Genomic DNA, 24,124 nt, shown 5'->3' on the forward strand with positions numbered 1-24,124 from the left:
TCTCGGGCTTTTTTATTTTTTGGTAGTTGTCGCCTATTGATTAAGTTCGGGTGAACTGGTTAATATAAGAACAAATGTTTGTATTTTGACGAATCGAGGCGATCAGCATGCAACTCGATAAGTACATAGGACGAAATGTCGATTTGATCTACGAGGACAGCAACGGGGCGTTTACGCAGCGCCGCGTAACCGTCTCCAGCGTCTCGGGCGACATTGCCAAGGTATTTGACCACGACAAGCGGCAGCCCCGTACATTGACCGTTGAGCGCGTCCTGGCGTGCGTCCCATCCAGGGGGTATGGCGCCTCATGAGCTACATGCATTATGAGGATAATGACGATCAGACAGGGCGATTAAACACACACGAGATGTGCATGCTCCGTGACCTCCTTATCGCCCCGTATATGCTTGATTTGGTGGATGTCCATAAAGGGTATGCTGATCGATCAGGGGCGGTCCTGCGCAAACTAAATGGCCTATTGGCCGAAACATTGATGGACATCATCACGCAAGACCTATCTGACTTGCGAACAGATTTGCGGAGCAGACAGATAAAAACGTGGGAGATGGACCAGGATCATATTGCGCTGTACGTCGGCTATAACTGTCGTGGCTACTCCGATAAATTTGGGATGACCAAAGAGGCAGCGCGCGGAGAGATACGCGTCCAGCTCGGGGAGTATATGGGCGATGTTATTCAGCACTTGCGAGTGCTGCCAAAAACTCGGCAATCAAAGTAATTATTTTGTCGTCGGCGCACTCCGATAGATGCTAAAATAAGGGTATCAAGTCTTACGGAGTGATACTTTTGTCGGAGTTTATAAAGTTTGTCATTTTTTCAATGATCGAGGTTTTCGGCGCTCTGACGATAATCTTAGCGCTATTTAGGTACAAAGTAGTCCACTATCTAGTGCCAGCGATTGCAGTTGATTTTGTAATGGCCCTGCAAAGCTATACGCTACGAGAGGAACTTACACTAAGCTATTTAAGCCCGGCGATTAACCTCTTGTTGATAACTGTGTTTGTTTGGCTGATTGTGCGTGTGCCGCTGTTATGGTCTTTTGTCGTAAGCCTGCTAGGGTATATTGTATCGGTGCTAATGCAAGCGCTCATTATTGTTTTGTCTTTTGGATATTTAAGCCCGGCCGCCGCACAGGTGATGCCGGTCAGAGGATACATACTACAGTCAATAACGGGAGTTGTCCTTTTTGTAATCGCGCAGTATTTGTACAAGCGAGGTCTGGGGCTGTCCTTTAGATTCGATCCTCTCCGGCACAAATGGGAGAGAGTGATGGTAATAGGCTTTATTGTCGTTATGGTAGTCGCTTTTAGTGTGATGCTGTACTACCGCGAGGTCTATTTTGATTTATTGCTGCTACTTGTATCTCTATTATTTTTTGCTTACTACCTTATTAATAAGGAGATGCAGCGATGACGGATGCAATAGCTGTCAGGTTAGCTCATCGCATTAAACGACTAGCGCCCGATAACCCTGCAAGTGTAGAGGTAATGGCATTTGCTTTATCGGCCTACATCAATTTAATTGCAATCGTGACAACATCGCTCTTAGTATCTCTGGCTACTGGACAGACAAAGGGAGCGTTGGCCGCGCTAATATCTTTTGCCGTAGTGCGGCAAGTATCTGGAGGATATCATCTTAAAAGTGGTGCGCTGTGCATTGCTGTGTCTGTGACCGGCATTACCACCTTGTCTTATGCAGATTTTGGTGCAGTAGTGTCATTGGTGCTATCCGCTATCAGTGCCGTACTGGCGGCAATATATGCGCCTTCGCGGATCGACAACCAAACCCGCATACCGCGGCGTTTTTATCCACATCTCAAGATAGCATCCATCGTTTTAATTTGTATTGGACATGCGATCGGATACTCTCCAATAATTGCAGCCATGTTTGTTCAGGCATTAACTTTAATTCGGAAAGGAGGTGAAAAAAATGCGTAAACTGGCTAATCTGTTGGCGACTGGTTTGGCATTGTCGGCTGTGGTATTTGTCTCGACGGCGAGTTTGTTTTACATCAATCAGCCCAAAGTGCCGCGAGAATTGCTTAAGTAAGGAGATTTGCGTATGATACTCCAATTGACCAAGCATAAAACGGGCGAGGGAGGTTTTTGCGAGGTTGATGCTACTGACATATTGTATCTCGAGCCTTTAAAAACCGAAGATCGTGTTGTGATACACGCCATCGACGGAGAGTATTATATGCCGGGCACGCTTAAGTATTGGCACATTGCGCTAACCTCGTCAGGATTGCAATTTGATTTTGTAGATCGCAACTCATTGGCATATATACCCAACATTGCAAGGATAGACAAAAAGCTGAGAACTGTGCATTTTAATCGGAGCACTAAATATTGCACGGCATCAGTGGGTAATTTGTCGATATTTGATAATAAATAGCCGCCTAATGGGCGGCATTTTTATTTGTCAATATATAATTTGTCGAATGACGCCTTACATCTATCTATTTTCGGCGCGCCGAATTATTGTTTACACAGTTAATATTTTGAAAGATAATGTTGTCAATACCCCATTTAATAAAATGAAAGGGTGGTTGACATTTTTATAGTATCCTCCATTAGATACCTCAGCAGAGGGGAGGGGCATTACTGCCCTCGCCTCTGCGAACCTACCATTTGTACTCGTACAAGTCGTCCATCGTTACATCAAATACGATAGCGCAAGCCTTGCGAACGAGATCAGGCAAATCACGATCGCCAATCTCATACTTACTCAAGGACGGCACCGGTACATTGACGTAAGGCTTTAATCGCTCAGCTAATTCTTTTTGTGTCCAGCCTCGACTTTTACGCAGGTCCGGCAGCAGGCATCTCCCCCTGGTAAGGGACATGTACTCCTGCTCCTAGCATGTTTTTCCTACATTATAGCAAAGAGGAGCGAGCGACGTCATGGAAGTTTATAAATGGTTGGAACCGTCAATAAAAGCAAGGGTCAAAGAAATTAAAGAAGATTGCAAAATCAAATACAGGAAGACCTTTTCTGAATTCGAAAAAGTGCACCAGGATATGCTTAAAAGTCATCCTGAAGTATTCGATGAATTACTTCGACTGGAGACACTATTCATCGAAAAAGATCAATTAATAGATCACGCATACAGGTGCGGATTTAGGGATGGAGTAGAACTTTTGAAGTATGTTCAGAGTAGATAATAGAACGTGAAAATTGACCACAATTTGACCACGCCGCTCACAATTTGACCATCTATCGTGGTATCAGTTATTTATAATGGTTATCAATATTAACAGTAACTATTGGGCATTAACATCTTTGGTTATCACCAGTTATCACGTTGCACACATCAATAAAAAACAGAGATGGTGTTCCCCCTGCTTGACGCCGTCTTGCGCGCGGGCGGGAGGGCGCTTCTCGCTACGCCGCGGCGGGACGTCGTGCTGGAGCTGGCGCCTCGGCTTGCCAAGGCGTTTCCGGAGCGGACGCTTGCCGTTCTCTACGGCGGCAGCGGCAACCGCTGGCAGCGTGCGGAGCTGACGCTGGCAACGACGCATCAGCTCATGAGGTTCCATCAGTCGTTCGACCTCGTCCTGATCGATGAGCTGGACGCCTTCCCCTACCACGGCGATCCGATGCTCCACTATGCGGCCGCCGCCGCTCGCAAGCCGGATGGCGCGACCGTCCTGCTCAGTGCGACGCCGCCCGCGGCGCTGCAGCGGGCGGCACGTCGCGGACGGCTGCCTCATGCCAAGGTGCCCGTGCGTTATCACAGGCACCCGTTGCCCGTGCCGACGCTCTTGCGCCTGCCGCCGATGCGGCGCTGGTCCGTCCCGACGGCGGGTGCGCCGAGGATTGGACGTCAGCTACCGACCAAGCAAGCCGCCCGGCTATTCGCGAGCCTTGGCGAATCGCTCGCGCGCGGTGCGCAGGTGTTCGTGTTCGTGCCGTATATCCGCCAGGTCGACGGACTCGTCTCTCTGTTCAGGCAACATGCCGCCGCATGGGGCATACCAGCCGCAGCTGTGGACGGCACATCCTCGCAGGATGACGGCCGTAGGGACAAGGTCGTCGCCTTCCGCGAGCGCCGGCTGCGGCTGCTCGTGACGACGACTATTCTCGAGCGCGGCGTGACGGTGCCGCGCAGCGACGTCTTCATCCTGGACGCGCACGCCAAGCTGTTCGACGAGGCGGCCCTCGTGCAGATGGCGGGCCGGGCGGGCCGATCGGCGGACGATCCGGCCGGCAGAGTGCATTTCTGCGGCGAGTACCGGACGCAGGCGCAGGTCGGCGCGATTCGGCAGATCGCCGCGATGAACCGGCTGGCCCGGCGCGGCGGCTATCTGCTGGAGGGAGGCGGCAGCAGATGATCGCCGCATTGCTGGAAGCCGCCTATCGCCTGCTACGCCCCAATCCGCATCTATGCTTGCACTGCGGCCGCGAGGAGCGCCGCCCGGGTGCCGGCGGCCTGATCGCTCCGCTCCGCAGTCCGGCCGCCCGCGCGGCCCTGAGCGAATTGTGCGCCGCATGCCGCGCGCGCATTCCCTGGATTATGACCGTCGCATGTCCTGTCTGCGGCCGATCCGAGCGCTGCGGAGATTGCCTGCGCCGTACCGCCCGGCACTTCGAAGCGAGCCGCGCGGCAGTCCGCTATGACGACGGCATGAAGGAATGGCTGGCCGCCTACAAGTATCAGGGCGCAGAGCGCCTCGCCCCGCTCTTGGCCGCGATGCTGGCTGCCGCGCTGGAGAGATATTCCCAGGCTCCTGCCCAGTCATTCGATCTGATCGCCGCCGTCCCGCTGTCTGAGAGCCGCCTGGCGTCACGCGGCTTCAACCAGGCCGAGGGCATGGCGACGATTCTCGCGGGTTGGTACGGCATTCCTTATGCGAATCTGCTCGTCCGTACGAGGGACACCGAAAAGCAGAGCCGCAAAGGCCGAGGCGCCCGTATTCGGGACATGCAAGGCCTCTTTCAGCCAGCTATGCCCGCCATTCATCCGTCTTTTCAGCACTCATCAAATCCGCGAATTCTCCTTGTCGACGATATCTACACGACCGGCAGCACGATGAACGAATGCGCGCGGGCGATTCGCCAGGCGTTTCCCACGGCCCAGATTTTCGGGCTCGCATGGGCGAGAGCATGACTGCGGACGGTTACAACGTCATCCATTTCATGCTAGAATAGCATTATCTATCGAGATGACCGGGAGGGGAACTCTCAAGTGGCTTTAGCGAATTGCCCGCGCTGCGGGAAGCTGTTCAACCGCCATATCCGCACCATATGCGACACATGCCATGCGGGAATTGAGCAAGATTACGAGAAATGCTTCAAGTTTCTCAAAGACCATAAAGGTGTAACAATAAACGAGCTGTCCGAAGCGACCGGGGTGACGGTGCAGCAGATTACGAAGTTTATCCAGGAAGGCCGCATCTCCAAGGCAGTCGCGCCCAATCTGACCTATCCCTGCGAGATGTGCGGGGCGGCAATCCGCGACGGCAAGGTGTGCTTCAACTGCCAGAACAAGCTGAAGAAGGGTATCGCAGGTCCAGCGGCGGGCCGGCAGCAATCGGACATTCGCAACGGATTCCGCATTCTTGACAGAGACGATCGTTAAAAGCAACTATTCATAATTCGCGCCTGGCGACCGATAATAGGAATAAATCTATTATCGGTTGTTTTTTTGGCGGCGGAAGGGGTGCCCATTATGAAAATCAACGAGACGCAGCGTATAGCCAATATAAGAAGCGTGTATGCCAATTCCGGCGATCATGCCGTGAGCGGCAAGCCGGCGGCGAAGAAGAAGGACAACGTGTCCATCTCGCCTGAAGCGCTCGAACTGCTCCAGTCGCAGCAGATGAGCGAGGCTGACAAGACGAAGAAAATCGAACAGCTCAAGAGCGCCGTATCCTCCGGCACCTACCATGTCGATGCGGGCAAGATCGCCGACAAGCTGCTGCCGTTTATCCTCTAAGAGTTGACAGATAGGAGTGAGCGTATTGGAATCAGCCATCGAGGCGATATTGGAGCCGCTCGACGGTCTCGCCGCCCTCTACGATCAGCTGATCGGACTTAGCCGCGCCAAGCGCGAGGCGGTGATCGCCAACCGGGTCGACGAGGTCGCAGCCATTACCAACCGCGAGGCGCGGCTGGTGCAGCAGGCCGGCGAGCTCGAGAGCAAGCGTGCGGCCGCCGTCCAGCAGCTCGTGTCCGGGATGGGACTGGGCACCAGGCCGGTCCGCATGGAGCAGCTTATTCGGATCGTGCCGAGTGCCGAGGCCAAGCGTGCGCTCCAGACCGTCACGTCACGGCTGGCGGAGTCGACGGACGAGCTTCGGCGGCTCAATGACGCCAATCAGCGGCTGATTCGGACGCATCTCGAGTTTATTCATTACTCCATCGACGTGATCGCGGGTCCCAGCGAGGACGAAGCGACGTATCACCGTTCCCTGCAGGAGCAGGGCTTCTCGAGACCGAGCCAGTTCGATACCCGCGCATAATGAGAGAGGTGAATTGACAAGTGAGATCTACGTTCCACGGTCTTGAGGTTGCCCGGCGTTCACTGTTTACGCAGACTGCGGCATTGTACACGACAGGCCACAATATCGCCAACGCCAACACGGCAGGCTATTCCCGCCAGACTGTCAATATGACCGCTGCCCAATCCGTAGAGGCCTACGGACTCATCCGCTCGACCGTACCCGGACAGATGGGCTCTGGTGTCGAGTTCACGTCCATCACGCGGATTCGGGAGAAGTTCCTCGACGACCAGTATCGCAACGAGAACAAGTCGTTCGGCGATTACTCCATCCGTCAGGACACGCTGGCGAAGCTCGAGACGATCGTCAACGAGCCCAGCGACAGCGGCGTTCGCACGGTCATCGCGAACTTTTTCAACGCCTGGTCCGAACTCAGCAAGTCCCCGGAGAACGCCGACGGCCGCAAGATCGTGCGAGAGCAGGCGCTGGCGTTGACCGACGCGCTCAATCACACGGCCAAGCAGCTCGGCGATCTGAAGAACGATCTGACCGAGAATGTCGCGATTCGCGCCGGCGAGATCAATTCACGGCTGCAGAGCATCGCGCAGCTCAACCGCAGCATCGCCAAGATCGAGGGACTGGGCGACGACGCCAACGATCTGCGCGACCAGCGCGATCTGCTGACGGACGAGCTGTCCAAGATGATCAACATCACGGTGACCGAGCAATCGGACGGCTACAAGATCGATATGGGCGGCACCGAGCTCGTGTCCGGCTACGGAGAGCCGGAGCCGGTGACCGGCGAGAGCCTGACGGATGCGGTCGCAGACGGCACGCTGACGGGCGGCGAGGTGTACGGGATGATCCTGTCCCGCGATACGTATGTGCAGGGTTATATCAACGATCTGGACCGTCTCGCCAATACGCTCGCCAACGGCGATATCGAGGTCACGCTGCCCAAGGGCTCCGTCATCCCGACCGGGACGACGCTGACCGGGACGGACGGATCGACGACAACGTATTCCGGTTCGGTTGCCGCTCGGACGCTCGGCAGCGATACCAAGGTTGTGCTCAAGGGACTCAACGCACTGCACCAGCTCGGCTACAACACATCGTCCACGCCGACCGGCCTTCCTTTTTTCACCAATGCCGATGGCAGCACCGGGACGATCACCGCGGCTTCGATCACGCTGAACAAGCAGATCGCGGACAATCCGACCAAGATCTCCGCCTCGATGCGGGTGAACGACGACGGCACCCTGATCGAGGGCAACAATTCGCTCTCCGTTCTGTTCTCGCAGGCGCGGGACACGCGCTTCAACTTCGGCACGGCCGCCGATCCGAATCTCAATACGGTCGATGCGTACTTCCGCTCGATCGCCGGCCAGCTCGGCGTGCAATCCGAAGAAGCGATCCGGCAGATGAACAATTCCAAGAGCCTCGTCGACCAGATCGACGGCAACAGGCAGTCGGTCAGCGGCGTGTCGCTGGACGAAGAGATGTCGAATATGATCAAGTTCCAGCACGCTTACAATGCGGCTGCGCGGAATATGACGGTGATTGACGAGATGCTCGACAAGATTATCAACGGCATGGGCGTCGTCGGTCGATAATGAGATGAGGTGACTTCAAGTGAGCATTCGAGTAACGCAAACGATGATGAATACGCAGCTGCTCAGCAACATCACGGGCAACCTCGGGCGGATGAACAATCTGATGGACCAGCTGTCGACCGGCCGCCGCATCAACAAGCCGTCGGACGATCCCGTCGGGCTGACGTTCTCCATGCGGTACCGCAGCGAGATCGACGCCAACGACCAGTACGTCAAGAATACGGACTCCGCGACGTCGATGCTCGACTTCACGGACACGACGCTCGGCCAGGCCGGCGACGTGCTCCAGCGCCTGCGCGAGCTGGCCGTGAAGGGGGCGACCGGCGCGCAGCCGCAGGAAGCCTATGACGCCATCAATCTGGAGGTCAAGGAACTGTACAACCAGATGGTGGAGATCGGCAACAGCAAGTTCAACGGCAAATACGTATTTAACGGCGAGCAGACGCAGAAGGCGCCGTACCCGGCGACCAAGATCGACGATGCCTCCGGTACGATGGCATATGCCGTGAAGACGGATGAGGGTCAGACCCAGTACGAGCTCGGTCCCGGCGTTACGCTCGGCGCGAATCTGACGGGCAACGAGGTGTTCGGCAAGGACACGGACAGCGACAATATCTTCCTCGTAATCAAGCAGATCAGCGATGCGCTGAAGACGGGGGACTCGAACAAAGTCTCCGACCTGCTCGGCAGCGTCGATACGCGGCTCGGCACGCTGCTGGAGAAGCGCGCGGAGGTCGGCGCGCGTACGAACCGCCTGGCGCTCGTCAGCGACCGTCTGACCGAGACGGGAGTCAACTTGAAAAATATCCAGTCCAAGACGGAGGACGCGGATATGTCGGCTGTCATCACGAACCTGAAGACAGAAGAAAATGTGTACCAAGCATCTCTGTCTGCCGGGGCGAAGCTGATCACGCCAAGCTTGGTCGACTTCCTGAAGTAAGGGACGGTGGATGACGGATGAGAGGCATCGTGCCCGCGCCCCAGATTCAGATTCAGCAGACGTATGCGCAGCTCGGCATCGACGCCGATCTCGGCACGCAGCATATCGAGCAGCCGAGGCCGACATTCGAGATGGAGCAGCCGCGGGCCAAGCTCGAGATCCAGTCGCCGAACGGGCGGCTTGAGATCGATCAGTCCAAGGCATGGGATGCGCTCGGTCTCGGCGGACATCTCAACGTGATGAACAATATTTACTCCATGGCGCCGCAGATCGCACTTCAGGGTCTCGCCCGCATCGTGGACGAAGGCAACCGGATGGCCGACCTGACGAATCCCGGCAACCCGTTCGCCGAGTTTGCCATGGACTGGCGCCGCACGTTCGACGAGTTCGACTTCCGCGGGCCGGCGGCTTACAACAACGTCAGCGTCAACTACGTTCCGGGCAATCTGTCCATAGAGGCCTCAGCGAGTCCGGTTCAGCTGCGCACCGCGGTCAACGCGCCTATTCTGTCTTACGACAGGGGCAAGCTGGACATCTATATGCAGCAGTACGGCAGTGTGCAGATCACGCCGCCGCCGCTGGTGAGCCTGCAAGGTTGAAATTCGACTACAATTTGGCGACACTATAAGCTATAGTCCTGTCCGGCGTGTTGTCGCTGATGCGGGCGCTATAGCTTTGTTTTTTATACACGCGATTAATATAGAAGGTAAGGAGCCGTGACTATGCTTATAAAGTCCGCCGTTCTGGGACAAGTCGAGATCGAGCCTGATAAAATTGTACGCTTCACGCAAGGCATGCCGGGGTTCGAGGATACGAAGTCGTTCGTGCTGCTGCAGCCGGATCCGATTCTGCCATTCACGTATATGCAATCGATCGACCGTGCCGAGGTCGTGTTCCTATTGACGGACCCGTTTGTGTTCTCGCCCGGCTACGACCTTAGGCTGACCGAGGATACGCTTGAGGAGCTTAGTATTAAAGGCGAGCAGGACGTCCAGGTATGGGCGGTAGTGACGCTGAAGGAAAGCGTGACGACTGCGACGATGAACCTGCTGGCTCCCGTCATCGTCAATGTCCGCGAGAAGCTGGGCCGCCAGATCGTGCTGACCAACTCCGGCTATTCGACCAGACAGCTGCTGTCCCCGCCTAACCGGAGCGACGATACTATATCTGCACAGGACGGAGCGTGAGCGTATGCTGGTATTGTCGCGCAAAAAAGGAGAGTCCATCGTTATCGGTCATGACATCGAGCTTGTCGTCCTCGGAACCGAGGGGGACACGGTCCGTCTTGGCATCAAGGCGCCGCGGAGCGTCGAGGTATACCGCAAGGAGATCTATGATGCGATTCAGGAGTCCAACCGCGAGGCCGTGAACCTGAAGGTGCCGCTGGCGGATTTGCACAAGCTGTTGGGCGGCAATAGCGTTTCGAATCCGGCGGGAGATGCCGATCAATAATTTTCGATAATTTTCGCATTTTGCTATTCACAACTATTCGGCAGCATTCGATATATATTGTAGGAGCAGAGGGACGGGGCGGCCGACCCTGACCTCAGCTAACTAAACCCCACATGGACGTGGGAACCGACCTTCAAGGAGGAAGAAATCAATGCGTATTAACCACAATATCGCAGCTCTGAACACGCACCGTCAACTGACGGGCAACACGGCTGCTGCCAGCAAGTCCCTGGAAAAGCTGTCTTCCGGTCTTCGCATCAACCGTGCAGGCGACGACGCTGCCGGCCTCGCGATCTCCGAAAAAATGCGCGCTCAAATCCGCGGCCTGGACATGGCTTCGAAGAACGCGCAAGACGGCATCTCCCTGATCCAAACGGCTGAAGGCGCGCTCAACGAGACGCACTCCATCCTGCAACGTATGCGCGAGCTGGCCGACCAATCGGCTAACGGCACCAACACTGGCGACGACCGCGCTGCCATTCAAGAAGAAGTCAAGCAACTGAAGGACGAAATCGACCGCATCGGCAACACGACCGAGTTCAACACGCAAAAGCTGTTGAACGGTGCGCTGAAGTCGGCTGGTACGGCTAATGTTGCTACGGATACGACGAATGGCGCAGTAATTGCGAAGCTGACTGAAGGCAAATTGGCGGCTTCGAATGCACTAGGCACTACTAATGCTAAAGTCTCGACGGCTGAATTCCAGAAAGAAACAATTAAGATTGACGGAAATGACATCGACATCAACTGGCAGAACCTTACGACGGATGAAAAGGCTATTCTGACGGGGATTAGCTCTACCGACAAGGTATCCCAAACGAAAGCAGCTAGTCTGATCGTAAACAAAATCAATGAAGCGATCGATGCTTCCGGCAAAAACATTGCTCATGTTACTGGCTATGTTGATGACAGCAGCAAGCTTGTTCTTCAAAGCGGCACTAAGGGTGTAGATTCCAAAGTTGAGCTTGCAACAGGTGCTGCTGGTGTACTTTCCAAGGCTGCCAAGGGCGCTTCGACCGCAGGCACGACTAACTATAACGGCTCTGCAATCTCTGCGGGTGCTAAGATTGATATCAAAATTGGTAACATCGGTCTCCAAATTACGATTTCTGCTGTTACTGCGAACGAATCGATGGCATCGGTTGCTAAGAACTTGCAAGATGCCCTCAAGGTTGCCACGAGCGCGTACAACAATCTCAATGGCAAGACGAAGGGCCAAGATGGGTACATTGAAGACATCAAGGTCAATGCTTCCAAAGACGGTCGTCTTGAAGTGGTTGGTCAGAACGGACCTATATCGTTCTCGGATCTGTCGGGCAAGACGACTGCAGCCGACCTTGGCCTCAGCCAAGCACAGACGGAAGCAGCCGGCAATGGCGGCGTAACGTTCCAGATCGGCGCTAACCGCGGCCAGACGATTTCCTTCGGTATCGGCGATATGCGTACCGCTGCTCTGGGATTGGCCAACGTAGACGTATCCTCGGCTAGCTCGGCTTCCCAAGCGCTGACTTCGCTCGACTCTGCGATCAAGAACGTATCGTCGCAGCGTTCCAAGATGGGTGCTGTACAGAACCGTCTCGAGCACACGATCAACAACCTGCAAACCGCTTCCGAGAACCTGACGGCAGCTGAATCCCGTATCCGTGACGTTGACATGGCGAAGGAAATGATGGACTTCACGAAGTCCAACATCCTTTCCCAAGCAGCTCAAGCAATGCTGGCACAAGCGAACCAACAGCCTCAAGGCGTTCTGCAGCTGCTGCGTTAATTTCTTTCTACTCATTAAAGAGGGCAAGGGGCTCTGGTTATTCCAGGGCCTTTTGTTTTACAATAGTGATTCTATTTCTTTATTCAGGCGGTGCTTAATGTGAAAATAAAGGTTCAAATTGACGAACTTGTCGAAAAGATCGACAGGCTTCGCTTGGAACTTGAGCAAGAGGCGAATAAGATGAACTTGGTTAGCCCATTCGTCAATCAGTTTGCGAATTTGGCATTCGAAGCAGATAAATTGGATAACCCGTCGCTTAATATCGAAGAATTTAACGAAAAGCTGAGCGGTCTCCTGTCAGCTGTAGAACTAGGCGATTTTGATCTGTTTGCCGACCAGATGGAATTTGAAATGAAGCCGTTACTAGAGCATTGGAAATCTCTTATTTAACTTTTGAAATAGCGACGGTGAATAGTTATGAAAAAGCCTTATAAGCTGAGTATCTGCATGATGGTAAAAAACGAATCCAAAAACTTAGTAAGATGCCTGAGCAGCATGGAAGCCCTGCTTGCCAAAGCAGATGCAGAGCTCATAATCGTGGACACGGGCTCTGAGGACGATACTGTCGAGATCGCCCGTAAATATACCTCCAAAGTTTACTTTCATCCGTGGAACAACAACTTTTCGGAGATGCGCAACCTGTCCATTTCCTATGCGCTTGGAGAATGGATCTTGATTGTCGATGCTGACGAAGAGCTTGAGAATCCCCAGGAACTGATCAAGTTGATGAATTCCAAAGATCTGAGTAAAGCCAATACGTATCAATTTACAATGCGCGATTACGTAAGAGAATCCGATGCAAAAAGGTTTGTAACCTATTCATCCTACCGCTTGTTTCAAAATGACGGTAAGTTCGGCTACTCGGGAGCGGTCCATAATCAGCCTCGGTTAAAGGATCCCATTGCGGCAGCTCCGGTGATCTTGAATCACTATGGCTATCAATTCGATAATAAAGAGCTGCTCGAGCGCAAGTTTAAACGTACCTCGGCGATTCTGCTAAACGAGCTCAAAAAGGATCCGGAAAACCTCTATTATCGCTATCAGCTAGCGAATAGTTATTTTATACATGATGATTTTGTCGAAGCGTTTGAGGAGATTAGTCAAGCGTACAGAATCTTGTCGTCGCTGTCGCCAGCGGAGCGCGGGAACCATGCTTATGTGTATGCGGAGTATGGTCGAAGTGCCTTCGTAAACAAGGCTTTTAAAGAAGTTCTCGAGGTATGTGAAGAAGGTATCGAGCTTAAATCCGACTACGTTGATTTATATTTTTACTGCGCAGTCGCGAGTCAGGCATTGGGTGATGATAGCAAGGCGTTAGCATACGCATTGAAGCATCTAGAGTTGATGGATCGATATAATGAATTGCAGATTGTCAAGGACCCAGCCATTATCATACTCTGCGCCGATCAAAATTCACTATATATGATGCATGCGATAGCGGCTACCAAATATTTTAAAGACAAAAATTATGAACAGGCATTTATCCACGCGGTGCAGATGGATGATACGCAGGATAAGGCCAATATTTATATCGACATCTGCTTTAATCTAAGAAAATTCGAAGCTTTAAAGGAATACCTTTCAAGCTTGAACGCAAATGAAAAAGAGGCGCTTCTGTACAAAGTGGAACGCTTGTACCAGCAGACGGCGAGCGATATCAAGTCATTATTCGTCGATGCGTTTCTAGTCGGCCAAGATGAGTATGCCATGCTTAATAAAATCAGAAAAGCGACTGGCGAGCTTGAGGTCTTATTAACGAAAGAATTTATCAAAAGCTGCGACTTTAGTCGTCAGCCCGTCTATTTTGCCGAAGTTTTCAAGCACTTTTCCAGAGATCAAAAAGAGATCGTACAAGCTCTCAAAAAAGTGAATAGCTCTCAGATTAAATTATTGGTCCAGCATTTATTGACATACTACACCGCGCCAAGGGAAGAGATCGGCAACTATCTTCTTGAGGAACAGACGAGATCAACGGATTATGAAGGGAATCGTGTCCTGTCTGCAGTCGCGAACGTCCTGCTTCTAAATGAGAGTGAAGCCTCCAAGGAAAAAGCGATTGGGGAAAAGTATTACCGTTTATTTGATAAATACGTTGAAAGCAGCATTTGCCGAGTGAATCTTATTTATCAATTGAATAAAATGAAGCTTTATTACAAGACGCTTGACGAGGCGGAGGATCAGTTTATTATGCTTATCCACTTTGCCAAGGAAGCTTCTGAAAAAGGAAACTATCAAGCGTCAGTAAAATATTTGAAAGAAGCCGTATATATCTATCCATACATGGCTTCACTAATGTCTGACTTCGAAAGCCGTCTTTTCAGTCCGCTAGAGCGTTAAGTAAAAGGCTTGATCAGAAAGGGATTATGCTGAATGAACCTCGCTTCCATAAAAGAAAGAGTACAAGAATTCATTTTAACTCAACAGTATGGCGATGCAGACAGTAAGTTACTTGAGTTGGAAGCGATCTTTCCGGAGGACCCGGATCTTTACGCGATGCGGGCGTTCATGTACTTTCAGCAAGGTCAGACCGATCAAGCCAGAACCATACTTGAAAAAGCCATTCAAAGTCATATTGTGAACGGCGATATTCTTTTTAGCCGCGCACAGATTTACGAACTGGATCGTGAGTTTTTGCGCGCAGTCGAGTTGTATGAATTTCTCCTTTTCAAGTGTCAAATTGAGGATGAGAGAGCGGAGCTGCTGGAGCATCTTAACGAGCTGCAAGAGCAAAACCAAGAACGTCTCGAACAAGAACTGGCCGATGAAGAGATGGGCGACGCTCACCGCTTGCTGCGAGAGAATTCACCCGTCTTGCATGTCCATCTGTTGTACGATAGTCAATACTGCGACAACTTTATCCGGATGGTTCATGAAGGCATGGATGCGACCCATCATGTTTTTTTGATTGTGGCCAACAGGAACCAAGAGTTTTCCACGATAACTGAAGTCACCCTCAAGCTTCCGGGCGTAATTAGAATCGACATCGATGATCATTTAAATCAGTTGATTGAGTATCTTAGCAGAGGAAGCGCTATATATATTCATTTTTTGTTCGATTATATTTGTGAACTCATCTGTAAATTGGATCTAAAAACCAATTTAAACTGGGTTGTTTGGGGCGCGGATTTATACAATTATGTGGATTATAAATTGTATGATCAACAAACGTCGGCGTATCTAAGCCGAATTGGTCTAACATCTTCTAACCAAATCGATAAAAAAACGCTCTCGTATTATTACAGGAAATCAGCCGTAAGGAGAATTTCGAGAGTTTTGACATTGTTTGATGGTGATTTCGATATTTTGAAGCGAAACTTCATAACCAAAGCCAAAAGGTATGAATTTAGTTATCCTAATTTCGTCGATTTTGTCCATCTCACTCCCATTTATTCAAAGCGAGTGATCGATCACCAACATCAAACGACTATTTTATTAGGTAACTCGGCGAATCCTAGCAATCAGCATATTGAGTTGATCGATATGATTTCACCTTATAAAGACGAAAATATTAAAGTCATCATGCCCCTATCGTACGGTGGATTTCAACCTTACATCAACGATATTGTGAAGCTTGGCAAGGAGACGTTCGGAGATAAGTTTACGCCGATTTTAAAATTGTTAGATCTAAAACAATATGCAGACCTGCTAGCGGATGTTGATATAGCTCTGTTTAATAATCGCCGACAGCAAGCGGTAGGGAATATTATTGCTTTGCTCTATATGGGGAAGAAGGTGTTTATAAATCCTGCAGCTATCACATTTGATTATTTCAAAAAATTGGGGGTCAATATTCACGATATTCACTCTATTGAAAAGCTGTCATACGCAGAACTAAACGCAAATATTGTCGACGTGCAACGGGAGCAACGTTTAATAAGCAGTAACTGGTCGAAGCATCGTTCTCTCGAATTGTTCCTTGACATCGTAGACATAAACGAAAAACGAGAAGGTTGAACAAAGAAAAGGCAATCTCCCTTCAGGGAGATTGCCTTTTGAAGCATTGCTAAACAGCAAAAATAGGAACGGGTTATGCGCATTGGGGCCCGAATCTAGATGGAAAAATGTTTTATATAAAGTATTAACGGTATAAGTACGATAATTTATAATGGGCTGCTAGACATGAAAAGGGATAATTTAATCGATGATCTTCTCGAAGTATACTTAACTTTGGAGGCGGCGCATGAACATACCTCTTTTAAACTTATCCAGGCAGCATGAAGTCATTCAGTCAAAACTTACGGAAGCCTTATTAAAGGTTGTAGATTCGAATAACTACATCATGGGTGCCGAAGTAAGGGCCTTTGAAGCCGAGATAGCGGCGTTTCTGGGATGCAGGCATGCGATTTCTTGCGGAAATGGCACGGATGCTTTGGTTTTGTCGCTGAAGGCGCTAGGCATCGGAGCGGGGGACGAAGTGATTACCTCGCCGTTTACTTTTTTTGCGACAGCAGAAGCAGTCTCAGCAGTCGGAGCAACCCCGGTATTTGTAGACGTGGACCCTGTTACATTTAATATAGACGCAGCACAGATCGAATCCAAAATAACTGTACGCACCAAGGCGATATTGCCCGTTCATGTTTTTGGTCAGCCTGCGGATATGGATGCGCTGCTGGCGCTGGCGCGCCGCTATCGCCTTCATGTAGTAGAGGATGGATGTCAGGCCATCGGAGCGTCTTACAAAGGCAGTATGGCCGGCACGATGGGGGATATAGGTTGTTTCTCCTTTTTCCCGACGAAGAACTTGGGAGCGCTTGGCGACGGAGGTCTGATCGTTACGAACGATGACCGTCTTGCCGCGATTTTGAAGGGCCTGCGCGTGCACGGTAGCGGTCCGGCGGGACTGCAAGCCTTGAAGGCAATGCAGCAGCTAGGTGGCGGCGCTGATAACGCCAGTACAGTCAGACATCCGGAAGCGGATGATCCCGGAGCGAAATATTACAATTACGTAGTCGGAGCGAATTCGCGGTTGGATGAGATTCAAGCAGCTGTGCTCAGAATCAAGCTGCCGCATCTGAAGAACTGGAATGAGGATCGGATCCGATTGGCCGATGTCTATCGGAGGGAATTATCTGTCTCTTGTCTTCAGCACCCCGCGCTCGCCGAAGATGTCATACATGTGCATCATCTCTACATCGTCCAATCTGCATGCAGGGAAGAGCTGATTTCCTATCTTAATGAGAAAGGTATAGCGACCGGTATCTATTACCCGGTACCTTTGCACCTGCAGAAGGTTTATGAGCGTCTAGGATACCGTGAGGGAGACTTGCCTGTAGCGGAGTATCTGTCGACACGCACGTTCGCGCTTCCTCTGTATCCCGGCATGTCGGATTCCGAGCAAAATTATATTATCGCAGCCATCCTCCAATTCGAGAAGGAGCGGATGCCCCAATGAACCGGGATTATTTTCTCCATGAATCCAGCTATGTCGATGAGCCAAGCGAGATCGGAAGCGGCACGAAAATATGGCATTTCAGCCATATCATGAGTGGCGCGGTTATCGGCGAGAATTGCAATTTGGGACAAAATGTCGTCATCTCTCCGGATGTAAGGCTTGGCAACAATGTCAAAGTCCAAAATAATGTCTCCGTCTATACTGGCGTTGTGTGTGAGGATAACGTATTCCTAGGCCCTTCTTGCGTGTTCACGAACGTTATCAATCCGAGAAGCCATATTAGTCGTAGGGACGATTACAAGCGGACACTCGTTAAAGAAGGAGCCAGTATTGGAGCGAATGCAACCGTCGTGTGCGGACATACGATCGGCCGGTACGCGCTCATTGGAGCGGGGGCAGTCGTAACGAGGGATGTTCCTGATTACGGATTAATCGTGGGAGTTCCTGGTCGTCTGGCCGGTTGGGTATGCGCCTGCGGCGAACGGCTTCGATTCGTATCCCAAACTGCAGTTTGTGCAGTTTGCGGGCTTTCCTACCAACTGTCTGATAATGAAGTAACGGAGGTGCGGGAATGAGCAACGAGCTGCTTTGCAAAATAAACGATAAGTCCGCTGTAATAGGCGTCGTGGGCTTGGGCTATGTGGGCCTCCCCCTTGCGCTGGAGAAGGCAAAAGCAGGTTATAAGGTGATCGGATTCGACATCCAATCCGAGAAGGTAGATAAAGTAAATCAGGGTATCAACTATATCGGGGATATTGTCGACAGCGAACTGACCGATATTGTGAGACGCGGCAAGCTGTCGGCCACTTCCGACTTTTCTTTCGTGCGCGATGTGGACTGTATCGCGATCTGTGTGCCGACGCCGTTGGACAAGTATTATCAACCCGACATTTCTTATGTCGTCAACTCCACTCGGGATATTGCCGAGCATCTCGATAAAGAGATGCTCATTATTTTGGAGAGCACGACTTATCCCGGAACGACGGAGGAAGTGCTTAAACCCATACTAGAAGAAGGCGGGCGCGTGTGCGGAGAGGACTTTTATCTCGCCTTTTCTCCTGAGCGAGTGGATCCCGGGAACAAACTCTACGGCACTAAAAACACGCCGAAGGTTGTGGGGGGCGTCGGCACGCAGAGTACCAGGTTGGCGGCGGCGTTGTATCGGAACGTGTTGCAGAGCGAAGTTACCGAGGTGTCGAGTCCTGCGGTGGCTGAGATGGAGAAGATATTGGAAAACACGTTTAGAAACATTAATATCGCGCTCGCGAATGAGATGGCGATTCTCTGCCACAAGATGAATATTAACGTCTGGGAAGTCATTGACGCTGCCAAATCCAAGCCGTACGGCTTTATGGCCTTTTATCCGGGACCCGGTCTGGGCGGGCACTGCATCCCCGTCGATCCATTTTATTTAACCTGGAAGGCCAGAGAATATGATTACCATACGCGACTGATTGAGACTGCCGGGGAGATTAATCTTTACATGCCTCAGTTTGTCGCGGAACGGAGCATGAAGATTTTGAACCGGTTTCGCAAGACGATGAACGGGGCGAGCATTTTGTTGCTCGGCGTTGCCTATAAGCAGGATATAGATGACTTACGGGAATCTCCCGCCCTGAAGGTTCTGGAGCAACTGGAAGCTGAGGGTGCGGAGGTAATCTATCACGATCCGTTTATTCCGCGATTCAGGCTTAATGGTAAATCATACGAATCGGTGGAATTGAGCGCGGAGAGCTTGCAAACTGCTGATTTAGTCATCCTTACGACGATGCACAGCACCTTTGATTATGTCCGAATTGCGGCAGAGGCCAGCTTTATTTTCGATACGAAAAATGCATTCAAAGAAGTAAAGCTGCGCGATAACATTGAGGTTCTTTAGGACATAGCGGGGGAGTTTTCGATTATGAAAATCAGAATAGCCCTGGTAGGATGCGGCAGAATCTCGGTGAATCATATTCAAGCTATCCAGAGCTTGAGCGATTATTTCGAATGGACAGCCGTATGCGACGTAGACGCCGTAAAAGCAGAGGATGCCGCGCAGTTGACTGGCGCTAGGCCTTTTACGTCTTATGAGAAGATGCTGGATTCGGAAAAGATCGATGCGGTATCTATTTGTACGCCGAGCGGCTTGCACGTCGAGCACGGCATCCTGGCAGCTCGCAAGGGAATGCACGTCATCACGGAGAAGCCGATGGCGACAAAACTGACCGATGCGGACCGACTCATTCGCGCATGTGAACAGGAAGGCGTCCGCTTGTTCGTCGTTAAGCAGAACCGCTTGAATAGTACGCTGCAGCTGGTCAAGCAGGCCATAGACGCGAACCGGTTCGGCCGGATCTATATGGCGACGGTAAATGTGTTCTGGCAAAGACCGCAAAGCTACTACAATGCCGCTCCCTGGCGAGGAACGTGGGCGCTCGACGGCGGAGCCTTCATGAATCAGGCAAGCCATTATGTCGATATGCTCGAATGGCTGATCGGCGACGTGAGCAGTGTCTTTGCCATGACGGATACAATGGGGAGAGAGATCGAGGCAGAGGATACGGGAAGCGCCGTGATGAGATTTGGCAATGGAGCGATCGGCAATATGAATGTCACCATGCTTACTTATCCCAAGAATCTCGAGGGCAGCCTTACAATTCTAGGCCAAGATGGGACCGTTGTCGTTGGCGGCACATCGGTAAATCGAATTGAAACTTGGGAGTTTGCCGATCAAAGGGCGGAAGATTCACTGCTGGAATCGGTTAATTATAACCCTCCTTCGGTATACGGTTATGGACATTCGGGCTATTATCGCAACGTGGCTCAAGTATTGTTAGAAGGGGCTGCGCCACTGATTGATGGAAAAGAAGGCCGCAAATCCATTGAACTGCTGGAAGCTCTTTATTTGTCGGCTAGGGAACATCGTGAGATCAGCTTGCCGCTGAAATAATATTGTGGAGAAGTCCGGATCCCCCTTAATTGAAGACATGGATATTCCGATATAGGAATAAAAGCCATGTTTTCTGGAGGGATATGGATGGATGCTATTGCTTTGGGCTCGACGTCTGGATTTTCCGGGCCCGATCGTGCGCAGCCTGCGCAACCCGTAGAGGCGACCAGGTCGGAGTCTTCTTCTTCGGATACTTCCGACGCATCAGCGGCTGCTCTCACGGCGGGGGGATTGCCGAATTTTACGACGCTTAAGCATGCGGAGCAGGCTGGCGATCAGATCGCGATTAGCGATGAGCAGGTGTTGAAGGCAATTGAGAGAGCGCTAAAAAACTTGGCGGGCAAGACGACGAGCCTTCAGTTTTCCATTCATGAGAAGACCAAACAGGTCATGGTGAAGGTCGTTGACAGCGAGAATGGAGACATCATCAGAGAGATTCCCCCAGAGAAAAATCTCGATTTCTTGGCTACCTTATGGAAACAAGCCGGCATCTTGGTGGATGAGCGGCGCTAAGCAACTTTCTCGAAAGGGTGTGAGCATGAAGTGGTTAATCGCATAACAGGCCTGTCTTCCGGCATGGATATCGATTCGATGGTCAAGAAGCTTATGGATGCCAATCGGATACCGCTGACAAAGCTGAACCAGCAGAAGACGACGTTGACCTGGCAGCGGGATGCTTACCGTGCCGTTAATACGAAAATATCCGACTTCCGGAACGTAGCATTCGATATGAAGCTGTCCAGCAGCTTTAGCAATCGCAAAGCTGTATCGGATGCGGACGATGCAATCTCGGTCTCGGGCACTGCCACGGCAACCGAAGGTGTTTATCAGATTCAGGTCAAGCAAGTCGCTGAGACGGCTAGGCTCACTTCTAGCGGTCCGGTCGGGGCCAAGGCCAAGAGTGGTGTCGATACAAAGCTGCAGGACCTTGGACTTACTGCGGGGACTACGCTCACAATCGCCGGAGAAAAAGGGAGCGCAACCGTCACCGTAAAAAAAGACGATACGCTCGATACCTTGGTCAGATCCATTAACAACAAGGCTAACTCTACAGGTGTCAGGGTGAGCTATGATGCTACCCTAGATCACTTCTTTTTCTCCTCTACTGGTACAGGTTCGGCAGCAAAGGTCGATCTTCAAAGCGATGATAGCAGTTTGATCAACAATGTCTTCAAGCTGGCAACGCCCAATACAGTAACGGGCAGTAAGGCATTTGCAAATGCATCGACGCCGATCGATTCTGCTCTGGCGGCACCTCAGTCGCTCAGGATCGCGTACGATGGGAAAACGAAGGACTTCACCGTCGATGCCACAACCGATATGAATTCGCTAATTAATGATATTAACAACTCCGACATTGGCAAGACTGGCGTCAAGGCATATCTGGATGCCAACAACAAGCTGGCATTTAACAATCCCGATTCCTCCAAGTCGATTACGTTTGTGAATCCGACGACTAATGATAGCGATATCGTTGATAGTCTTGGTTTGACAACGACGACCAGCACGAATACAAGCGCGCGAACGGGGAACCTGAGCACAGGAACCGTTACCTTCGCCGACGGTGTGACGACAAAAATCAACGATAAATACACGGCAGATCAGAAGCTCCGTATTGCGTACGACGGCAAGACGGTCGATTTCACGGTGAATGCCACTACGCAGATCGGATCGCTGATCGATCAGATCAACAGCTCGGACATCGGAAAAAAAGGCGTTACCGCCTACTTGGATGCGAACAACAAGCTTGCTTTTACAACTCCCGATTCCAGTAAATCCATCACGATCTCAGACGAGACTTCGGATAGTAAAAACGTGGTTGACGATCTCGGCATGTCTGCTCCGACGGTCACCACGAGAAATACTTCGGGAACGGTCAATTCAGGCAAGGACGCTATCATCGAATACAACGGTGTTCAGGGAACCTATTCGACCAATACGTTCTCCATCAACGGCCTGAACTTCACGGCCAAAAAAGTGATGACGGCCGCTTCAAATATTACTGTCAGTCAAGATACGGACGCCATTTACGACAAGATCAAGAACTTCGTTGACAAGTACAACGAGATGATCGGCTCGATCAACACGACGCTCGATGAGAAGAAGTACAGCAACTTTGCTCCACTGACGGATGAGCAGCGTTCTTCGATGAAAGAGGACGAGATCACCCAGTGGGAAGCCAAGGCGAAGAGCGGTCTGCTGCGCAACGATCAGATGATCTCCTCGGCGCTCAATGGATTCCGGCTGGCACTGTCCTCCGACGTAGCTGGATTGCCAAGCGGCGACCTTAAAAAGCTGTCCCAGATCGGCATTACGACGGGCACTTATAGTGAGAAGGGCAAGCTGTATATCGATCCAACCGCGCTTAAAAAGGCGATCGCAGAGCATCCGGAAGAGGTCGCAGCACTGTTCACGGCAACGGACGGGGGCAACAAGACATCGAATACGAGCGACGGCTTGGCCACGAGGTTGGTCGAACAAGCCGACAATCTGATGGCCAACCTCAAGACCAAGGCCGGTACGGCTTCGAGCGTGGATACGACGTACACCATGGGCAAAAGCTTGAAGGACTATGACAAGCGGATCAGCACCTTAACGACGAAGCTTGACGATATGGAGACCAAGTACTATAACCAGTTTTCGGCTATGGAAAAATACATCAATCAAATGAACGCTCAGAGCGCCTATATGTCCCAGCAATTCGGCACAAATTAGCAGCTCTGCTAGCTTATCGTTTGTAGTAAGGCAACAATGAGGAGGATGCGGTTATGATGCCAGCAGCAACCCGCAATAAATATATGGAGACGGCCGTCCAGACGGCCACGCCGCAGCAATTGCTCATTATGCTCGTTGACGGCGCCATCCGTTTCTGCCGGGCCGGGATCGAAGGAATCAAGCAGGCACAGTGGGAAGATGCGAACACACAGCTCGTCAAGGCGCAAAATATTATTAGCGAATTCGCGATTACGTTAGATCGGGACCAAGCGATTGCCACTAACCTGCTGCAGCTGTACGAATACTTCAATTACCGGTTGGTCCAAGCGAATATACACAAGTCCGTCGAGCCCGCCGAAGAGGTGCTGCATTACCTACTCGAGCTTAAAGAAACCTGGATTCAGGCTGCCAAGCTGGCTGCAGCACCGCCTCCAGTGCAGTCGAGTCATGGATAAGCTGTTCGAGCAATTGCTCGAATTGACCGAGGAAGCCGCGGCCCATTTGGAACAGATGACCGACGAGGACTGGCAAACCTTCATGGCGCGCAGGACGGATCTGATGATTCAGATCCGTCGCGAAGATGCGGAACTCGATGAGGATGCGCCGATTCGGCTGCAGTTGAGGCTGATCGCCGATCGTTTGGCTCGCTTGGACCGTCAGATCGTTGCCCATATGACGAGTCTGAGGGACGAGGCTTCCAGACAGCTGAGGAGCATCAAAGACGGACGGAAGCAAAAGCAAGTGTACGAGCAAGAGGAACTGATGGAAGAAGGCTATTTTGTCGATAAACGGCGATAGCCTTTTTTTTGTCGATCTCTGTTATCGCTTTCATTTCCCCGTTGACTGAC

28 protein-coding genes and 1 pseudogene are annotated in these 24,124 nt (G+C 51.5%); 28 read left to right on the top strand and 1 reads right to left on the bottom strand.

Going from position 1 to position 24,124, the window contains the following annotated elements:
* Window positions 1-307 precede the first annotated feature (307 nt).
* From VQ071_RS07865 to VQ071_RS29270, 5 genes are all read left to right on the top strand, one after another.
* Window positions 308-739, top strand: coding sequence for a hypothetical protein (locus VQ071_RS07865; RefSeq protein WP_340513354.1), 432 nt, complete (start codon window positions 308-310; stop codon window positions 737-739).
* A 68-nt stretch (window positions 740-807) separates the two neighbouring features.
* Window positions 808-1,434 (top strand): hypothetical protein, encoded by a 627-nt coding sequence (locus VQ071_RS07870; protein WP_340513355.1) that lies wholly within the window; start codon window positions 808-810, stop codon window positions 1,432-1,434.
* Window positions 1,431-1,958 (top strand): accessory gene regulator ArgB-like protein, encoded by a 528-nt coding sequence (locus VQ071_RS07875; protein ID WP_340513356.1) that lies wholly within the window; start codon window positions 1,431-1,433, stop codon window positions 1,956-1,958. Before VQ071_RS07870 ends, VQ071_RS07875 begins: the two co-directional genes overlap by 4 nt.
* The gene (locus VQ071_RS07880) at window positions 1,951-2,070 is read left to right on the top strand and encodes a cyclic lactone autoinducer peptide (protein WP_340513358.1); all 120 of its coding nucleotides are present in this window, start codon (window positions 1,951-1,953) and stop codon (window positions 2,068-2,070) included. Before VQ071_RS07875 ends, VQ071_RS07880 begins: the two co-directional genes overlap by 8 nt.
* 12 nt (window positions 2,071-2,082) lie before the next feature.
* Complete coding sequence (locus tag VQ071_RS29270; protein ID WP_445293265.1) at window positions 2,083-2,415, top strand: LytTR family transcriptional regulator DNA-binding domain-containing protein; 333 nt, start codon at window positions 2,083-2,085, stop codon at window positions 2,413-2,415.
* 229 nt (window positions 2,416-2,644) lie between these two features.
* Here the strand turns inward: VQ071_RS29270 and VQ071_RS29275 are convergent, their stop codons facing one another.
* Window positions 2,645-2,866 (bottom strand): helix-turn-helix domain-containing protein, encoded by a 222-nt coding sequence (locus VQ071_RS29275; RefSeq protein WP_445293266.1) that lies wholly within the window; start codon window positions 2,864-2,866, stop codon window positions 2,645-2,647.
* A 58-nt stretch (window positions 2,867-2,924) separates the two neighbouring features.
* Between VQ071_RS29275 and VQ071_RS07885 the strand changes: the two genes are divergently transcribed.
* The 23 genes and pseudogenes from VQ071_RS07885 (at window position 2,925) to VQ071_RS07995 (ending at window position 24,074) form a co-directional block, all read left to right on the top strand.
* Window positions 2,925-3,185: a hypothetical protein gene (locus VQ071_RS07885; RefSeq protein WP_340513359.1), complete on the top strand. Its 261-nt coding sequence runs from the start codon at window positions 2,925-2,927 to the stop codon at window positions 3,183-3,185.
* Between the two features lie 156 nt (window positions 3,186-3,341).
* Window positions 3,342-4,355 (top strand): annotated as a pseudogene (locus VQ071_RS07890) (helicase-related protein); the annotation flags it as partial.
* Window positions 4,352-5,131 (top strand): ComF family protein, encoded by a 780-nt coding sequence (locus tag VQ071_RS07895; RefSeq protein WP_340513360.1) that lies wholly within the window; start codon window positions 4,352-4,354, stop codon window positions 5,129-5,131. The pseudogene VQ071_RS07890 and the gene VQ071_RS07895, both read left to right, overlap by 4 nt.
* 78 nt (window positions 5,132-5,209) lie before the next feature.
* Window positions 5,210-5,602, top strand: coding sequence for a flagellar protein (locus VQ071_RS07900; RefSeq protein ID WP_340513361.1), 393 nt, complete (start codon window positions 5,210-5,212; stop codon window positions 5,600-5,602).
* Between the two features lie 90 nt (window positions 5,603-5,692).
* Window positions 5,693-5,959 carry a flagellar biosynthesis anti-sigma factor FlgM gene (gene flgM, locus VQ071_RS07905; protein WP_340513362.1) on the top strand — a complete coding sequence of 89 codons (267 nt, stop codon included), beginning with the start codon at window positions 5,693-5,695 and terminating at the stop codon, window positions 5,957-5,959.
* Window positions 5,960-5,984: 25 nt separating this feature from the next.
* On the top strand, window positions 5,985-6,485 hold the full coding sequence (locus VQ071_RS07910; protein ID WP_340513364.1) for a flagellar protein FlgN: 501 nt from the start codon (window positions 5,985-5,987) through the stop codon (window positions 6,483-6,485).
* Between the two features lie 20 nt (window positions 6,486-6,505).
* Window positions 6,506-8,077, top strand: coding sequence for a flagellar hook-associated protein FlgK (flgK, locus tag VQ071_RS07915; RefSeq protein ID WP_340513365.1), 1,572 nt, complete (start codon window positions 6,506-6,508; stop codon window positions 8,075-8,077).
* 19 nt (window positions 8,078-8,096) lie between these two features.
* Window positions 8,097-9,017 (top strand): flagellar hook-associated protein FlgL, encoded by a 921-nt coding sequence (gene flgL, locus VQ071_RS07920; protein ID WP_340513366.1) that lies wholly within the window; start codon window positions 8,097-8,099, stop codon window positions 9,015-9,017.
* Between the two features lie 17 nt (window positions 9,018-9,034).
* A complete protein-coding gene (locus VQ071_RS07925) occupies window positions 9,035-9,616 on the top strand; it encodes a DUF6470 family protein (RefSeq protein ID WP_340513367.1) in 582 nt (193 codons plus the stop codon).
* 123 nt (window positions 9,617-9,739) lie between these two features.
* Window positions 9,740-10,204, top strand: a complete 465-nt coding sequence (gene fliW / locus VQ071_RS07930) for a flagellar assembly protein FliW (protein WP_340513468.1) — start codon at window positions 9,740-9,742, stop codon at window positions 10,202-10,204.
* Window positions 10,205-10,208: 4 nt separating this feature from the next.
* Window positions 10,209-10,469 carry a carbon storage regulator CsrA gene (gene csrA / locus VQ071_RS07935; protein ID WP_340513368.1) on the top strand — a complete coding sequence of 87 codons (261 nt, stop codon included), beginning with the start codon at window positions 10,209-10,211 and terminating at the stop codon, window positions 10,467-10,469.
* 151 nt (window positions 10,470-10,620) lie between these two features.
* Entirely contained in the window at window positions 10,621-12,237 is a 1,617-nt protein-coding gene (locus tag VQ071_RS07940) for a flagellin N-terminal helical domain-containing protein (protein ID WP_340513369.1), read from the top strand.
* 99 nt (window positions 12,238-12,336) lie between these two features.
* The gene (locus VQ071_RS07945; RefSeq protein WP_340513370.1) at window positions 12,337-12,627 is read left to right on the top strand and encodes a hypothetical protein; all 291 of its coding nucleotides are present in this window, start codon (window positions 12,337-12,339) and stop codon (window positions 12,625-12,627) included.
* Between the two features lie 60 nt (window positions 12,628-12,687).
* Complete coding sequence (locus VQ071_RS07950; protein WP_340513469.1) at window positions 12,688-14,574, top strand: glycosyltransferase family 2 protein; 1,887 nt, start codon at window positions 12,688-12,690, stop codon at window positions 14,572-14,574.
* 33 nt (window positions 14,575-14,607) lie between these two features.
* Window positions 14,608-16,191: a TDP-N-acetylfucosamine:lipid II N-acetylfucosaminyltransferase gene (locus tag VQ071_RS07955; protein WP_340513371.1), complete on the top strand. Its 1,584-nt coding sequence runs from the start codon at window positions 14,608-14,610 to the stop codon at window positions 16,189-16,191.
* Between the two features lie 226 nt (window positions 16,192-16,417).
* Window positions 16,418-17,629, top strand: coding sequence for a DegT/DnrJ/EryC1/StrS family aminotransferase (locus tag VQ071_RS07960; protein ID WP_340513373.1), 1,212 nt, complete (start codon window positions 16,418-16,420; stop codon window positions 17,627-17,629).
* Window positions 17,626-18,204 (top strand): acyltransferase, encoded by a 579-nt coding sequence (locus tag VQ071_RS07965; protein ID WP_340513374.1) that lies wholly within the window; start codon window positions 17,626-17,628, stop codon window positions 18,202-18,204. Before VQ071_RS07960 ends, VQ071_RS07965 begins: the two co-directional genes overlap by 4 nt.
* Window positions 18,201-19,508: a nucleotide sugar dehydrogenase gene (locus VQ071_RS07970; protein WP_340513375.1), complete on the top strand. Its 1,308-nt coding sequence runs from the start codon at window positions 18,201-18,203 to the stop codon at window positions 19,506-19,508. The genes VQ071_RS07965 and VQ071_RS07970 overlap by 4 nt, the downstream gene beginning before the upstream one ends.
* Before the next feature lie 24 nt (window positions 19,509-19,532).
* On the top strand, window positions 19,533-20,561 hold the full coding sequence (locus VQ071_RS07975) for a Gfo/Idh/MocA family protein (RefSeq protein WP_340513376.1): 1,029 nt from the start codon (window positions 19,533-19,535) through the stop codon (window positions 20,559-20,561).
* An 87-nt stretch (window positions 20,562-20,648) separates the two neighbouring features.
* A complete protein-coding gene (locus VQ071_RS07980) occupies window positions 20,649-21,074 on the top strand; it encodes a flagellar protein FlaG (protein WP_340513377.1) in 426 nt (141 codons plus the stop codon).
* 63 nt (window positions 21,075-21,137) lie between these two features.
* Complete coding sequence (gene fliD, locus VQ071_RS07985; protein WP_340513470.1) at window positions 21,138-23,276, top strand: flagellar filament capping protein FliD; 2,139 nt, start codon at window positions 21,138-21,140, stop codon at window positions 23,274-23,276.
* Between the two features lie 56 nt (window positions 23,277-23,332).
* Window positions 23,333-23,731, top strand: a complete 399-nt coding sequence (gene fliS, locus VQ071_RS07990) for a flagellar export chaperone FliS (RefSeq protein ID WP_340513471.1) — start codon at window positions 23,333-23,335, stop codon at window positions 23,729-23,731.
* A complete protein-coding gene (locus VQ071_RS07995; RefSeq protein WP_340513378.1) occupies window positions 23,724-24,074 on the top strand; it encodes a hypothetical protein in 351 nt (116 codons plus the stop codon). The genes fliS and VQ071_RS07995 overlap by 8 nt, the downstream gene beginning before the upstream one ends.
* Window positions 24,075-24,124: the final 50 nt, after the last annotated feature.

The organism is Cohnella sp. 56 (assembly GCF_037963805.1).
Classification (GTDB): domain Bacteria; phylum Bacillota; class Bacilli; order Paenibacillales; family Paenibacillaceae; genus Cohnella.